A 13,350-nucleotide genomic window follows, 5' to 3' on the forward strand; every position below is an offset into this window, starting at 1 on the left:
GTGATCTGGTTGCTGGTGCTGGCCAACGCGGGCTATTTCGCCTGGACCCAGGGGTACCTGGGCGCCCTGGGCCTGAAGCCGCAGGTGCAGTCCGAGCCCGAGCGGCTGCGATCCCAGATCAAGCCCGAAGGCTTGCGCCTGCTCAACGCCCCCAGGCCCGCCGAGGCTCCATCGATCGCCACGGCACCGACGGCTGCGCCCCCATCGCCACCCGATCCGGCGCCAGAGGCAACGGCAGCGTCCACGGTTGCAGACGCCGAAGTCCCTGCCAAGCCCCAGACCGACAACACGCCCGCCACCTCTTGTTGGCAAGCCGCCATCTACTCGCCTGCGCAGGCCGATGTGTTGCGCACGGCCCTGCAACAACTGGGCCTGCCCGACGGCGCCTGGCGGCTCAACGAAGTTCTCAGCGGAGGCCGCTGGATTGTCTACATGGGACGCTACAACGACGAGCAGATGGCGCGCAAAAAGACCGAGCTTCGCGACATCAAGATCGAATTCCGGGAAGTCACGGTGCCAGCACTCGGACACGGTCTGGCGCTGGGCACCTTCTCCAGCGAAGCCTCGGCCGAGCAGGCACTGCAGGACCTGAGCAAAAAGGGCGTGCGCACCGCGCGCGTGGCGGTGGAGCGGCCCGAAGGCACCAACTTTGTCCTGCGCCTGCCCGCCGCCACCGAAGCGCAGCGCAACGCTGTGAGTGGCCTCGGCGCAGCTCTCGCGGGCAAAAGACTCCAGCCCTGCGAATGAAAAAAGCCGCTGTTTACACAGCGGCTTTTTTCATTCCAGGGCACCCGTGGAGCCGGCTCCGCCGGGCCACAGGGTGCGGCCCCCTCCGGGGGAAGCCACGAAGCGCAGGAGGTGCCTTATCCAGCAACCACGCGCGCCATCTCCAGGCACTTGTTGGAGTAGCCCCATTCGTTGTCGTACCAGGCCACGACCTTGACGAAGGTGCTGTCCAGCGCGATGCCGGCGTCGGCATCGAACACGCTGGTACAGGTCTCGCCACGGAAGTCGGTCGCCACGACCTTGTCGGTCGTGTAGCCCAGCACGCCCTTGAGCGCGCCCTCGCTCTGCGCCTTCATCTCGGCGCAGATCTCGGCGTAGCTGGCTTCGCTGTTGAGTTCCACCGTCAGGTCGACCACCGACACGTCAGAAGTGGGCACGCGGAAGGACATGCCGGTCAGCTTCTTGTTCAGCTCGGGAATCACCACGCCCACGGCCTTGGCAGCGCCCGTGCTCGACGGAATGATGTTTTCCAGGATGCCGCGGCCACCGCGCCAGTCTTTGTTGGACGGACCGTCCACGGTCTTCTGCGTGGCGGTCGCTGCGTGCACCGTCGTCATCAGGCCGCGCTTGATGCCCCACTTGTCGTTCAACACCTTGGCGACAGGGGCCAGGCAGTTGGTGGTGCACGAGGCGTTGGAGATGATGGCCTGGCCAGCGTAGGTCTTGTGGTTCACACCGTAGACGAACATGGGGGTGTCGTCCTTGGAAGGCGCGGACAGGATGACCTTCTTGGCGCCGGCGTCCAGGTGCTTCTGGGCCGTGACCTTGTCGAGGAAGAGGCCGGTGGACTCGATCACGATGTCGGCGCCGACGTCGGCCCACTTCAGGTTGGCCGGGTCACGCTCTTGCGTCAGGCGGATGGTCTTGCCGTTGACGACGATGTTGCCGCCTTCAACCTTGACGGTGCCCTTGAAACGGCCGTGCACGCTGTCGTACTGCAGCATGTAGGCTAGGTAGTCGGGTTCGAGCAGGTCGTTGATGGCGACGACTTCGATGTCGGCGAAGTTCTGGATCGCGCTGCGCAACACGTTGCGCCCGATGCGGCCGAAGCCGTTGATACCGATCTTGATGGTCATGTCCTGTACTCCTGTGGATGGATGAAAAATCAAACGAAACCGATTACTTGGTCAGCACGGTGCGCACCGTGTCGGCCACGTTCTGGGCGGTGAAGCCGAAGTGTTCGAACAGCACCGGCGCCGGTGCCGACTCGCCGTAGGTGTCGAGGCCGACGACCGCGGCCACGCCGTATTTCCACCAGCCGTCGGTGGAGCCCATTTCCACCGCGATGCGCGGCAGGCCCTTGGGCAACACGTCCGCCTTGTAGGCCGGATCCTGACGGTCGAAGGTCGTGGTGCTGGGCATGGAGACCACGCGCACCGCGATGTTGTAGGCACGGGCCAGCAGGTCCTGCGCCTTGAGCGCGAGCTGCACTTCGGAGCCGGTGGCGATGATCACCGCCTGGGCCTTCTTCTTCAGACCCACTTCGCTGGGCTCGGCCAGCACGTAGGCCCCGCGGCTGATGTCGCCGAGATCGTGTTTGGGCGCGTAGGGCAGGTTCTGGCGGCTCAGCAGCAGCGCGGTCGGCTTGTTCGCGTTTTGCAGGGCCACGGCCCAGGCCACGGCGGTTTCGGCGGTATCGCCCGGACGCCAGACGTCCAGGTTGGGGATCAGGCGCAGGCTGGCGGCGTGTTCGACCGACTGGTGCGTCGGGCCGTCTTCGCCGAGGCCGATGGAGTCGTGCGTGAACACGTGGATCACGCGCTGCTTCATCAGCGCGGCCATGCGGATGGCGTTGCGGCTGTAGTCAGAGAAGGTTAGGAAGGTGCCACCGTAGGGGATGAAACCGCCGTGCAGCGCGACGCCGTTCATGATCGCGGCCATGCCGAATTCGCGCACGCCGTAGTTGATGTGGCGGCCGCCCTGGCCGGCCTCGTTCTTCACCACGTTGCCCGCCAGATCGAAGCGCAGGCTGGGGGTGGACTTGGTGTTGGTGAGGTTGGATCCGGTCAGGTCGGCGCTGCCGCCCAGCAGCTCGGGCAGGGCGGCCGTGAAAGCTTCCAGCGCGATCTGACTGGCCTTGCGGCTGGCCACCGTTTCGGCCTTGGTGTGGGCGGCGAGCACGGCGTCCACGGCGACCTGGTGGAAAGCCTTGGGCAGCTCGCCTTTCATGCGGCGGGTGAATTCCTTGGCCAGCTCGGGGAAGGCGGCCTTGTAGGTGGCGAACTGCGCGTTCCAGGCGGCCTCGGCGGTTTTGCCGGCGGCCTTGGCGTCCCAGGCGGCGTACACGTCTTTCGGAATCGCGAACGGCGCGTGGTTCCAGCCCAGCGCTTCGCGGGTGAGCTTGATTTCTTCGGCGCCAAGCGGCTCGCCGTGGGCCTTGGCGGTGTTGGCGCGGTTGGGGCTGCCCTTGCCGATGCTGGTCTTGCAGCAGATGAGCGTGGGCTTGTCGGCGCTGTTCTTGGCGGCGGCAATGGCCTTGTCCACGGCGTCGGCGTCGTGGCCGTCGACCGCGCGGATCACGTTCCAGCCACAGGCTTCAAAACGCTTGGGCGTGTCGTCGATGAACCAGGGCGCGACCTGGCCGTCGATGGAGATGCCGTTGTCGTCGTACAGGGCGACCAGCTTGTTGAGCTTCCAGGCGCCGGCCAGCGCGATGGCTTCGTGGCTGATGCCTTCCATCAGGCAGCCGTCGCCCAGGAAGACATAGGTGTTGTGGTCCACGATGGCATGGCCTTCGCGGTTGAACTCGGAAGCCAGCAGCTTCTCGGCCAGCGCCATGCCCACCGCGTTGGTGATGCCCTGGCCCAGCGGGCCGGTGGTGGTTTCCACGCCGGGCGTGTGGCCGACTTCGGGGTGGCCGGCGGTCTTGCTGCCGAGCTGGCGGAAGTTCTTCAGTTCGCCGATCGGCAGCTTGTAGCCGGTCAGGTGCAGCAGCGCGTAGATCAGCATGGAGCCGTGGCCGTTGGACAGCACGAAGCGGTCGCGGTTGGCCCAGGCGGGGTTGGTGGGGTTGTGGCGCAGGTGGCGGCCCCACAGCGCAACGGCCATGTCGGCCATGCCCATGGGCGCGCCGGGGTGGCCCGAGTTGGCGGCCTGCACCGCGTCCATGGCGAGCGCGCGGATCGCGTTGGCCTGGGTCTGCGGTGACACAGTGGGTGCGGCGGCAGGGGCGGCGGCGGGGGCGGGGCTGATGGGGGTGTTGGCGTCGTCAGACATGGATGAACCGTGGTGAGGTGGGGTGACAGCGCCCAAGGCGCCAAACCCGAGATTTTATCGGGCCGCCCGTCCGGCCCCGGCGGCTCGTGAATAATGCAGACGTGACCTTGCCCCACACCACCGCGAAAGCCACCATCCCCGCCATGATCCTGGCCGCCGGGCGCGGTATGCGCATGCGCCCGCTGACCGACGTGACACCCAAGCCTTTGCTGCGGGTGCAGCACAAGCCGCTGATGCAGTGGCCGATGGAAGCCTTGCACCAGGGTGGCTTCTCCCGGCTGGTGGTCAACACCGCCTGGCTGGGCGAGCAGATCGAGCAGCAGTTCGCCAACTGGCCGCAAGCCCACCCGGGCGCTGAGATTGCGTTTTCACACGAAGGCCAGGACTTCGGCTACGCGCTCGAAACCGCGGGCGGTATTTCGCGCGCGCTGCCGCTGCTGGGCGAGGTGTTCTGGGTGCTGGCTGGCGACGTCTACGTGCCCGGCTTTCCCTTCACCCAGGCCCGCGTGGACCGCTTCAACGCCAGCGGCCTGCTGGCGCATATCTGGCTCGTGCCCAACCCGGCACACAACCCCCAAGGCGACTTCGGCCTGAGCGCCGACGGCCGGGCGCTGAACCAGGCCGACCAGAAACACACCTACAGCACCATCGGCCTGTACCGCCGTGCGCTCTTTGAAACCCCGTGGTGCGAAACCATCCCCGGCAACCCGCAGGGCACCGCCGCACCGCTGGCGCCGCTGCTGCGCCAGGCCATGGACGCCGGGCTCGTGAGCGCCGAGCTCTACACCGGCCCCTGGACCGATGTCGGCACACCCGAGCGCCTCGCCGAGCTGAACGCCAGTTGAAGCCGCTCCCCTGCAGTGCCCCCATTCAGCGCTGCGCCATCTGAAACCCGGAAAATGCCGACCATGGACGCCCACACCTCCCACGCCCTCTACTCGCAACGCCGCGCGCAGCTTGCCGCCCAGCTCGGCCCCGGTGGCATCGCCATCGTGCCCACCGCGCCCGAGCAGCAGCGCAACCGCGACAGCGACTTCCTGTTCCGGCACGACAGCTACTTCTATTACCTGACCGGCTTCACCGAACCCAAAGCCTGGCTGGTGATCACCGCCGAAGGCGAGAGCACGCTGTTCTGCAACCCCAAGGACGCCGAGCGTGAAATCTGGGATGGCCTGCGGCTGGGTCCCGACGCCGCGCCCGACGCGCTCGGCGTGCAGGCCGCGTTCTCCGTGGCCGAACTCGACCAGCGCCTGCCCCGGCTGCTGGAAAACCGCAGCGTGGTGTGGTACCCGTTTGCCACCCACGAGGGGCTGGAGAGCCGCGTCAACGACTGGTTGCAGCCGGTGCGTGCCCGCGTGCGCTACGGCGCCCTGTGCCCCGAATCGCAGCGCGACCTCTGCGCCCTGCTGGACGAGATGCGGCTGACCAAGGATGCGCACGAGCAGGACGTGATGCGCCGCGCCGCGCAGATCAGCGCGCGCGCCCACATCCGCGCCATGCAGCGCTGCGCCGCCATGCTGCGCGCGGGCCAGGACGTGCGCGAGTACCACCTCGACGCCGAGCTGCTGCACGAGTTCCGCCAGCAGGGCTCGCAGTACCCGGCCTACGGCAGCATCGTCGCCGCCGGCGCCAACGCCTGCATCCTGCACTACCGCGCCGACGCAGCGCCCATCCGCAGCGGCGAGCTGGTGCTGATCGACGCCGGCTGCGAGCTCGACGGCTACGCCAGCGACATCACCCGCACCTTCCCCGCCAACGGCACATTCACCGGCCCGCAGCGCACGCTGTACGACCTGGTGCTGGCCTCGCAGGAAGCCGCCGTCGCCGCCACGAAAGCCGGCGCGCGCTTCACCGACCCGCACGAAGCCACGGTCGCCGTGCTGGCGCAGGGCCTGCTCGACGTCGGCCTGCTCGACAGGAACAAGGTCGGCAGCGCGCAGGACGTGATCACCAACCGCAGCTACTTCCCGTTCTACATGCACCGCACCGGCCACTGGCTGGGCATGGACGTGCACGACTGCGGCGGCTACGTGGAGCCGGGCGAAGTGGGCACGTTCAACGAACGCAAGGACCCGCTCTCGGGCGAGCTCATCAAGGACCGCCCCAGCCGCATCCTGCGGCCCGGCATGGTGCTCACCATCGAACCCGGCCTCTACGTGCGCCCGGGCGAAGGGGTGCCGGAGCACTTCTGGAACATCGGCATCCGCATCGAAGACGACGCCATCGTCACCGCCACCGGCTGCGAACTCATCAGCCGCGGCGTGCCGGTGCAGGCCGACGAGATCGAAGCGCTGATGCGCGGCTGACGCTCGTCGCGGCGACTTCGTCAACGATGCGTATCCTGAGCGTCAACACCGGCATCGCCCGCCCACTGCGGGTGGGCACTCGCAGCTTTCTTTCGGCCATTGGCAAGACGCCCATCCGTGGCCAAGTGCCGGTCGGGCGGCTCGGTCTGCAGAGCGACGAGCAGGCCGACCCCACGGTGCACGGCGGGCTGGACAAGGCGGTCTACGCCTACCCGGTGGAACACCTCCCGTTCTGGCAAAAGCAGCGGCGCGAAGCTGGCGTCAGCCTCTTCGACGAAACGCTGGCGCCCGGCTTCATGGGCGAGAACCTCAGCATCGAAGGCCTGCTGGAGCACGAGGTCTGGATCGGCGACGAGCTGCACTTTCCTTGTTGCGTGCTGCGCGTGACCGCGCCGCGCGAGCCCTGCTTCAAGCTCAACGCGGTCATGGGGCTGAACCAGGCGGGTCGGCTCATGATGGAACGGCTGTGTTCCGGCTTTTACCTTGCCGTGGTGCGGACCGGCACCATCGAAGCGGGGGAGGCCTTCCAGCTGGTGGCGGGCACCCGTGGCCTGCGGGTCAGCGAGGCGTTCGCCGCCAAACGCCTGAAACACCTGCGTTGATCCGCCGATCGGGCGTCATGGTTTTCGGGTAGAACCCCAGCATGAACACACAAGAAGCCCATCTGCGCGTCCTCTGCCTGACGATGAATCCCTCGGTCGACCTGGCGACCGAAACCGAGCGCGTGGTGCCCACGCACAAACTGCGCTGCGGCGACACGCTGCACGACGCGGGCGGCGGCGGCATCAACGTGGCGCGCGTGCTCACCCGCCTGGGCGGCGAATGCACGTCGCTGTGTCCCACCGGCGGTTCGGCCGGCCACTGGCTGGAGACGCGCATGCGCGAAGAGGGCATCCCCAGCGTGTTCCTGCCGATCGCCGACGAAACGCGCGTCAGTTTCACGGTGCACGAGCACAGCACCGGCGCCGAGTTCCGCTTCGTCATGCCCGGCCCGCACCTGAGCGAAGGTGAATGGCAGGCCTGCCTGAGCCATCTGGAACAGCTGCCCGAATTCCCCGACCTGCTGGTGGCCAGCGGCAGCCTGCCGCCCGGCGCGCCGGTGGACTTCTACGCGAGGCTGGCGCGCCTGTGCCGCGAGCGCGGTGCGCGCCTGGTGCTCGACACCTCGGGGCCTGCCCTGGCCGCCGCGTTGGCCGAGGGCGTGTACCTCTTCAAGCCCAACCTGCGCGAACTCGCCGAACTCAGTGGTGAGACGCTGGAGACCCCCGAACAGTGGCTGGGCGCAGCCCGCCAGCTGATTCAACGTGGCATGACCGAAGTCGTGGCGCTGACGCTGGGCCACCTGGGCGCCCTGCTCGTCACGCGCGACGCGAGCTGGCGCGCCGCACCGCTGGACATCCCCGTGGCCAGCGCGGTGGGCGCGGGCGACAGCTTCGTGGGTGGCATGGTGGCCGCGCTGCAGCAATGCCAGCCCTTGCAGGAAGCCTTTGCGCTCGGGGTCGCCGCCGGTTCCGCCACGCTGCTCTCGATCGGCACCGGTCTGTGCAGCCCCGAGGATGTGCAGCGCCTGCTGCCGCAGGTGCAGATCCAGCCGGGGGACTGAACCGGTAGGCCCGCTCTTCGGAGCGCTGGCTCCGCCCATCCGCTCAGGCTTCGCGCGCCGCCGCCGGAAGCGACTCACCGTAACCGCTGAGCACGCGCTCCAGCGCCAAGCGGCTGGGTGTTTCCACGAACAGGCAGGGCTTGCCGAGGTGCTTGCAGTGCTCCTTCACGCGCCAGTAGGCGTTGTGGCTGATGCAACCCAGACCAGATGACCCGTTCGCCGGCTTCCGGATCGGGTTGACCTGCATCAAGCCAACTTCAGAGAGGCGCCATTCGGCGCAATAATTTAAACTAGAATCATTCTCATTCACTTTACGGAAGGAGTTTCCATGCAACTGCGAGCCCTGACCCTGGCGATGGCCACCCTGACCGCCAGCACGCTGTTCACCAGCCTGCCGGCCCACGCCGCCACACCCGTGGCCACCACGGCCGCCGCGGCCGCGGTGGACCACAAGGCGGTGGTCACGAACTACGCCGCGCTGGTGCACGCCAACTACGCCGACACCCTGGCCGCGGCCAAGGATCTGCAGGCCACCATCGCTGCCTTCGTCGCCGCTCCCTCGGCCGAAGGCCTGGACAAGGCGCGCAAGGCCTGGCTGGACGCGCGCGAGTTCTACGGCCAGACCGAGGCCTTCCGTTTCTACGGCGGCCCGATCGACGACGCCAACGGCCCCGAAGGCCAGATCAACGCCTGGCCGCTGGACGAGGCCTATGTGGACTACGTGACGGGCAAGCCCAAGGCCGGCATGGTCAACAACCCCAAGTTCAAAATCACCAAGGCCGCGCTGACCAAGGCCAACGAGCGCGGCGGTGAAGAGAACATCAGCGCCGGCTGGCACGCCATCGAGTTTCTGCTCTGGGGCCAAGACGTGAGCGAGACCGGCCCGGGCAACCGCTCGTTCGAAGACTACGTCAAAGGCAAAGGTGAGAACGCCGAGCGTCGCGCCCAGTACCTGACCGTGGCGACCGAACTGCTGGTCGACGACCTGTCGGCCATGGCCAAGGCCTGGGAGCCAAACGCGAAGAACTACCGCGCCAGGTTCGAGAAGGGTGGCAAGGAATCGGTGCGCAAGATCATCGTCGGCCTGGGTTCGCTCTCGCGCGGCGAGCTCTCCGGCGAACGCATGGAAGTGGCGCTGAACTCGCAGGACCAGGAAGACGAACACTCCTGCTTCTCCGACAACACACACCGCGACGTGGTGAACAACGCCAAGGGCATACAGAACGTGTGGCTGGGCCAGTACGCCCAGCGCGACGGCAGCAAGCTCGAAGGCCCGGGCTTGCGCGACCTGGTGGCCGCCAAAAACCCGGCCCTGGCCGAGAAGACAACGGCCCAGATCGCGGCCTCGGTGAACGGAGCCGAAGCCATTCCTGCGCCGTTCGACCGCGCCATCTTCAAGGGCTCGGCCGGCCGCCCGGCCGTCGAGAAGACCATCGCCAGCCTGGTCGAACAGTCCAAGCTGCTCGTGGAGTCCGCTTCCGCCATCGGCATCGCCAAGCTGACGCTCGTCGAGCCCTGAACCAACGGCCCACCCCTGCGCCGCGCCTAAGGGCGCGTCACCCCGCGATGCCTGTGGCCTGGCAAAGCCAGTTCCACGGCATCCTTGAAAACGCCCCTCCTTCTGCAGTCGGTCTGCATTTTTCGGACTTCTTCACCATGTCCACTTTTCCCACAGCCACGCGCACCGCGCTAGCCATGGGGGCGATCGCCGCCGGTTCGGTGGTGTTCGCCCTGCACGGACCGGCCACCGCGGAAACCGACCCGGACCCGCTGGGCGAGCGCACGGGCGGCCAGGCCACGGTCTTCGCCACCGGCCGCAACGCCTTCTCGTTCCCGCACGCCAACCTGAACGACCCGGAGCGCACCCGCTTCGTGATCGGCAACTCGTTCTTCAAACGCAATTGGGTGGAAGCGCCCGCCTCCACCACCGCGCGCGACGGCCTGGGCCCGCACTTCATCGCGCGCTCCTGCGCCGGCTGCCACGTGATGGACGGCCGCGGTGCACCGCCGGACTGGAAGCGCACCCTGGGCCCCGAGCCCGAGAACACCGTCGCGCTGCTGATCCGCCTCTCCAAGCCCGGCACGCCCGCCCCGCGCGCGGGTGTGGTGCCCGACCCGACCTACGGCGACCAGTTCAACAACGCCGGCATCCAGGGCGTCAAGCCCGAGGGCCAGGTTGAAATCCGCAGCACGCCGGTCCGCGGCCGCTTTGCCGACGGCACGCGCTACGCGCTGCAGCAGCCGCATTACCAACTCACCCAGCTGGGCTATGGGCCGATGAGCCCGGGCGTGATGCTCAGCCCGCGCATCGCGCCGCACCTGGCCGGACTGGGCCTGATCGAAGCCATTCCCGAGAGCGAGATCCTGGCCAACGCGCGCGACCAGGCCGCTGTGCCCGGCCCCATCAAGGGCCAGCCCAACCGCGTGTGGGACGCCTTCGCGCAGAAAGACGTCATCGGCCGTTTTGGCTGGAAGGCCAACACCGGCAGCATCGCGCACCAGAGCGCGGGCGCCTTCAATGGCGACATGGGCATCACCACCAGCGTGTTCTGGCAGGAAGCCTGCACCGCCGCGCAGAAGGACTGCCAGGCCGCCCCGCACGGCGGCGGCAAGCGCAGCGGCCACGACGGCCTGATCCCGTCCGCCCAGGCCACGGCGCAGGTGCCGGAGATCGACGACGAAACGCTGGGCCAGGTGGTCTTCTACACCGCGACCCTGGCCCCGGCCGCGCGCCGCCAGCCGGACAACCCGCAGGTGCTGCGCGGCCAGGCGCTGTTTGCGCAGGCACAGTGCGCCACCTGCCACCGGCCCAGCTACACCACCGGCAACACGCTGTTCCCCCGCTTGACCAGCGCCCGCATCAGTGGCCTGCGTATCTGGCCCTACACCGACCTGCTGCTGCACGACATGGGCGAAGCGCTGGCCGACGGCCGACCCGATTTCCTGGCCAACGGCCGGCAATGGAAGACGCCGCCGCTGTGGGGCATCGGCCTGTTCAAGGACGTCAACGGCCACCAGCGCCTGCTGCACGACGGCCGCGCCAACGGCGTGCTCGAAGCCGTGCTCTGGCACGGCGGCGAGGCGCAGGCGGCCAAGGACCAGGTGCTGAAGTTCAACCAGCGCGACCGCGAAGCGCTCGTGAAGTTTGTCGAGTCGCTCTGATGAAGCCCTCAGACAAACTGACGCGGCGCCGGCTGCTGGCGGCGCTGGCCGCTGGCGCGGTGCTGCCCGCCACCCCCGTGGGGGCCCAGACCAGCGGCCCGGTGGCCTTTCCCTACTACAGCGGCGAACAGGCCCTGCAAGGCCTGTACGGTCTGTACCTGCCACCCCTGGCGCGCGCTTTCGAGACCGCGGCACAGGCCCTGAGCGCGGCAGGCCGGACCCACTGCGCCGGTCTGGCTGCGCCAGCCCCCTTGCTGGACGCCTGGCGCCAGGCCCTGCTGGCCTGGCAAGCCCTCGCCACCCCCGGCCTCGGCCCGGTGATCGAGCGGCGCTCGCAGCGCCAGATCGACTTCTGGCCCGCGCGGCCGACCCTGCTGGACAAGGCCCTGGCGCGTGCGCCGAAAACGCTCGCCGACATGGAGCGCATCGGCACCCCGGCCAAGGGCTTTCCGGGCATGGAGCGGCTGCTGGCGGGCCCGCCGTCCGACACCCACTGCCCCTACCTCGTGCTGATCGCCGAAGGCATCGAAGCCGAGGCCCGCGCCCTGCGCGAGGGTTTCGATGCCCTGGCGGCCCGCGACTGGACCGCCGACGAAGACGCCGCCCGCGGCGCCTTCGCGGAATGGATCAACCAGTGGCTCGGTGGTCTGGAGCGCCTGCGCTGGATCGAGATCGAGCAGCCGCTGCAACGGGTCAAGACCGCCGGCCAAGGGCACCGGCCGGCCTTTGCCCGTCAGCGCATGGCCGACAACCTCGCCGAATGGCGCACCCAGTGGCGGTCGCTGAACGCCCAGGCCCGGCTGCAGCCAGCGCAACGCGCCGTACCCCCACAACCCGGCCAGGCGCTGATCCCGATCGAGGCCCTGCTGATGGGCAAGGGCCACATCGCGCTGGCCGGGCGCTGGGGGCAGGCACTGGACGCCGTCTCGGCCGCCCTGGCGGGTTTGCCGGCGCAGCCGGGCGAACGCGAACTCATGGCGCTGTCCCGGACCATGAAGACCGTGACCACGCTCTACCAGGGCGAGGTCGCTTCGGCGCTGGACGTGCCGCTGGGATTTTCCGATGCGGACGGAGACTGACCACCCCCGCGCCGCCTGCGGCGTCACCGGGCAACACCAGCGGCCCGGCAAAGCCGGTTCCGCGGTGTTTCTGGGCGAAGGCATTTCGCGCCGGCAAGTGCTTTTGACATTCGCTGGTGCTGTTGTGCTGTCGTCCGCACAAGCCGCGCGACAGGAACAAACCACCCTGCTCGCCGCCTGGCAACAGGACCAAGAGCAGCGCATCGGTCTGCTGTCGGCGGGCGCCAGCCAATGGTCGGTGCAGCGTTCGCTGGTCGTGCCGACGCGCGCGCACGGCCTGTGGGCCGAGGCGGGCGGCGGCGTGCTGGCCGTGGCGCGCCGCCCCGGCGACTGGCTGCTGCGCTGGCGACCCGGTCAGGCCAAAGCGCAGTGGCACTGGATCGACGGCGACCGCCGCTTCAACGGCCACGTGATCGCCAGCGCCGACGGCGCCACGCTCTGGACCACCGAGACCGACCTCGACACCGCGCAGGGCCGCCTGGGCGTGCGCGACGCGGCATCGCTGGACAAGACCGGCGAGTGGGCCTCGCACGGCATGGACCCGCACGAATTGCTGGCCCTGCCGCAGGCCGTGGGCGGACTGCCCGCGGGCACGCTGATGGTGGCCAACGGCGGCATACCCACGCTGCCCGAAACCGGCCGCAGCAAACGCGAACTCGGCCGCATGGACGCCTCGCTGGTGGCGCTGCACCCGGCCAGCGGCGAGCTGCTCGGTCAATGGCGCCTGGACGATCCGCACCTGAGCATCCGCCACCTGGCCTGGGACCCGGTCTCAAACACCTTGGGCATCGCGCTGCAGGCCGAACACCCCGACCCAGCGGCGCATCGGGCCGCCCCGGTGCTGGCGGTGTGGGACGGGCGCACGCTGCGGGCGGCCGACGGACAGCCCGCACTGGCCGGCTACGGGGGCGACATCTGCGCCCTGCCGCGCGGCGGCTTCGCCGTCAGTTGTCCGCGTGTCAACCAACTGGCTCTTTTTGGTGCGCAGGGCCAATGGCGCACAGCCATCGAACATGTCGAGGCCTACGCGCTGGCCTCGGACCGCCAACAGTGGTGGCTCGCCAGCAGCCGGGGGCAGGTCGGGTTGTTGCACAGTGGCATCGATGGCGCAGAGCCTTTGCACGTGCGCGCTCCGGACCGCGACACACCCGCCCCGCAGATCGAAAACCACTGGGTGCTGAAGGCCAGCTGAGACGCC

The 13,350-nt window shown here is 68.6% G+C and carries 12 protein-coding genes; 9 read left to right on the forward strand and 3 right to left on the reverse strand.

What is annotated here, in order from left to right:
- Complete coding sequence (locus ACN5W5_RS08705) at positions 1-747, forward strand: SPOR domain-containing protein (protein ID WP_420048126.1); 747 nt, start codon at positions 1-3, stop codon at positions 745-747.
- A 116-nt stretch (positions 748-863) separates the two neighbouring features.
- Here ACN5W5_RS08705 and gap read toward each other — a convergent pair whose 3' ends face one another.
- Both gap and tkt read right to left on the reverse strand, forming a co-directional pair.
- Positions 864-1,862 carry a type I glyceraldehyde-3-phosphate dehydrogenase gene (gene gap, locus ACN5W5_RS08710; protein ID WP_420048127.1) on the reverse strand — a complete coding sequence of 333 codons (999 nt, stop codon included), beginning with the start codon at positions 1,860-1,862 and terminating at the stop codon, positions 864-866.
- 43 nt (positions 1,863-1,905) lie between these two features.
- Positions 1,906-4,002, reverse strand: a complete 2,097-nt coding sequence (gene tkt, locus ACN5W5_RS08715; protein WP_420048128.1) for a transketolase — start codon at positions 4,000-4,002, stop codon at positions 1,906-1,908.
- 143 nt (positions 4,003-4,145) lie between these two features.
- On the opposite strand from tkt, the gene ACN5W5_RS08720 reads away from it, so the two are divergent.
- The 4 genes from ACN5W5_RS08720 (at position 4,146) to ACN5W5_RS08735 (ending at position 7,911) form a co-directional block, all read left to right on the forward strand.
- Positions 4,146-4,847, forward strand: coding sequence for a nucleotidyltransferase family protein (locus tag ACN5W5_RS08720; RefSeq protein ID WP_420048181.1), 702 nt, complete (start codon positions 4,146-4,148; stop codon positions 4,845-4,847).
- A 63-nt stretch (positions 4,848-4,910) separates the two neighbouring features.
- Complete coding sequence (locus ACN5W5_RS08725; RefSeq protein ID WP_420048129.1) at positions 4,911-6,308, forward strand: aminopeptidase P N-terminal domain-containing protein; 1,398 nt, start codon at positions 4,911-4,913, stop codon at positions 6,306-6,308.
- 26 nt (positions 6,309-6,334) lie between these two features.
- Positions 6,335-6,910 carry an MOSC domain-containing protein gene (locus ACN5W5_RS08730; protein ID WP_420048130.1) on the forward strand — a complete coding sequence of 192 codons (576 nt, stop codon included), beginning with the start codon at positions 6,335-6,337 and terminating at the stop codon, positions 6,908-6,910.
- Between the two features lie 41 nt (positions 6,911-6,951).
- On the forward strand, positions 6,952-7,911 hold the full coding sequence (locus ACN5W5_RS08735; RefSeq protein ID WP_420048131.1) for a 1-phosphofructokinase family hexose kinase: 960 nt from the start codon (positions 6,952-6,954) through the stop codon (positions 7,909-7,911).
- 43 nt (positions 7,912-7,954) lie between these two features.
- Here the strand turns inward: ACN5W5_RS08735 and ACN5W5_RS08740 are convergent, their stop codons facing one another.
- On the reverse strand, positions 7,955-8,158 hold the full coding sequence (locus ACN5W5_RS08740; protein WP_420048132.1) for a hypothetical protein: 204 nt from the start codon (positions 8,156-8,158) through the stop codon (positions 7,955-7,957).
- Between the two features lie 81 nt (positions 8,159-8,239).
- Here ACN5W5_RS08740 and ACN5W5_RS08745 point away from each other — a divergent pair, with 81 nt between their 5' ends.
- The 4 genes from ACN5W5_RS08745 to ACN5W5_RS08760 all read left to right on the forward strand — a co-directional run bounded on the left by ACN5W5_RS08745 (position 8,240) and on the right by ACN5W5_RS08760 (position 13,344).
- Entirely contained in the window at positions 8,240-9,430 is a 1,191-nt protein-coding gene (locus ACN5W5_RS08745; RefSeq protein ID WP_420048133.1) for an imelysin family protein, read from the forward strand.
- Positions 9,431-9,567: 137 nt separating this feature from the next.
- Complete coding sequence (locus ACN5W5_RS08750) at positions 9,568-11,073, forward strand: di-heme oxidoredictase family protein (protein WP_420048134.1); 1,506 nt, start codon at positions 9,568-9,570, stop codon at positions 11,071-11,073.
- Positions 11,073-12,152 (forward strand): imelysin family protein, encoded by a 1,080-nt coding sequence (locus ACN5W5_RS08755; protein ID WP_420048135.1) that lies wholly within the window; start codon positions 11,073-11,075, stop codon positions 12,150-12,152. The genes ACN5W5_RS08750 and ACN5W5_RS08755 overlap by 1 nt, the downstream gene beginning before the upstream one ends.
- Positions 12,136-13,344, forward strand: a complete 1,209-nt coding sequence (locus ACN5W5_RS08760; protein WP_420048136.1) for a DUF1513 domain-containing protein — start codon at positions 12,136-12,138, stop codon at positions 13,342-13,344. Before ACN5W5_RS08755 ends, ACN5W5_RS08760 begins: the two co-directional genes overlap by 17 nt.
- The last annotated feature ends 6 nt before the right edge of the window (positions 13,345-13,350 follow it).

Source organism: Hydrogenophaga sp. ZJX-1 (assembly GCF_048590325.1).
Classification (GTDB): Bacteria; Pseudomonadota; Gammaproteobacteria; order Burkholderiales; family Burkholderiaceae_C; genus Hydrogenophaga.

Coding starts and splice junctions, on each gene's coding strand:
- ACN5W5_RS08740 (WP_420048132.1), bottom strand. CDS start 8,158: ATGCAGGTCAACCCGATCCGGAAGCCGGCGAACGGGTCATCTGGTCTG.
- ACN5W5_RS08755 (WP_420048135.1), top strand. CDS start 11,073: ATGAAGCCCTCAGACAAACTGACGCGGCGCCGGCTGCTGGCGGCGCTG.
- ACN5W5_RS08745 (WP_420048133.1), top strand. CDS start 8,240: ATGCAACTGCGAGCCCTGACCCTGGCGATGGCCACCCTGACCGCCAGC.
- ACN5W5_RS08735 (WP_420048131.1), top strand. CDS start 6,952: ATGAACACACAAGAAGCCCATCTGCGCGTCCTCTGCCTGACGATGAAT.
- ACN5W5_RS08725 (WP_420048129.1), top strand. CDS start 4,911: ATGGACGCCCACACCTCCCACGCCCTCTACTCGCAACGCCGCGCGCAG.
- ACN5W5_RS08730 (WP_420048130.1), top strand. CDS start 6,335: ATGCGTATCCTGAGCGTCAACACCGGCATCGCCCGCCCACTGCGGGTG.
- gap (WP_420048127.1), bottom strand. CDS start 1,862: ATGACCATCAAGATCGGTATCAACGGCTTCGGCCGCATCGGGCGCAAC.
- ACN5W5_RS08720 (WP_420048181.1), top strand. CDS start 4,146: ATGATCCTGGCCGCCGGGCGCGGTATGCGCATGCGCCCGCTGACCGAC.
- tkt (WP_420048128.1), bottom strand. CDS start 4,002: ATGTCTGACGACGCCAACACCCCCATCAGCCCCGCCCCCGCCGCCGCC.
- ACN5W5_RS08760 (WP_420048136.1), top strand. CDS start 12,136: ATGCGGACGGAGACTGACCACCCCCGCGCCGCCTGCGGCGTCACCGGG.
- ACN5W5_RS08750 (WP_420048134.1), top strand. CDS start 9,568: ATGTCCACTTTTCCCACAGCCACGCGCACCGCGCTAGCCATGGGGGCG.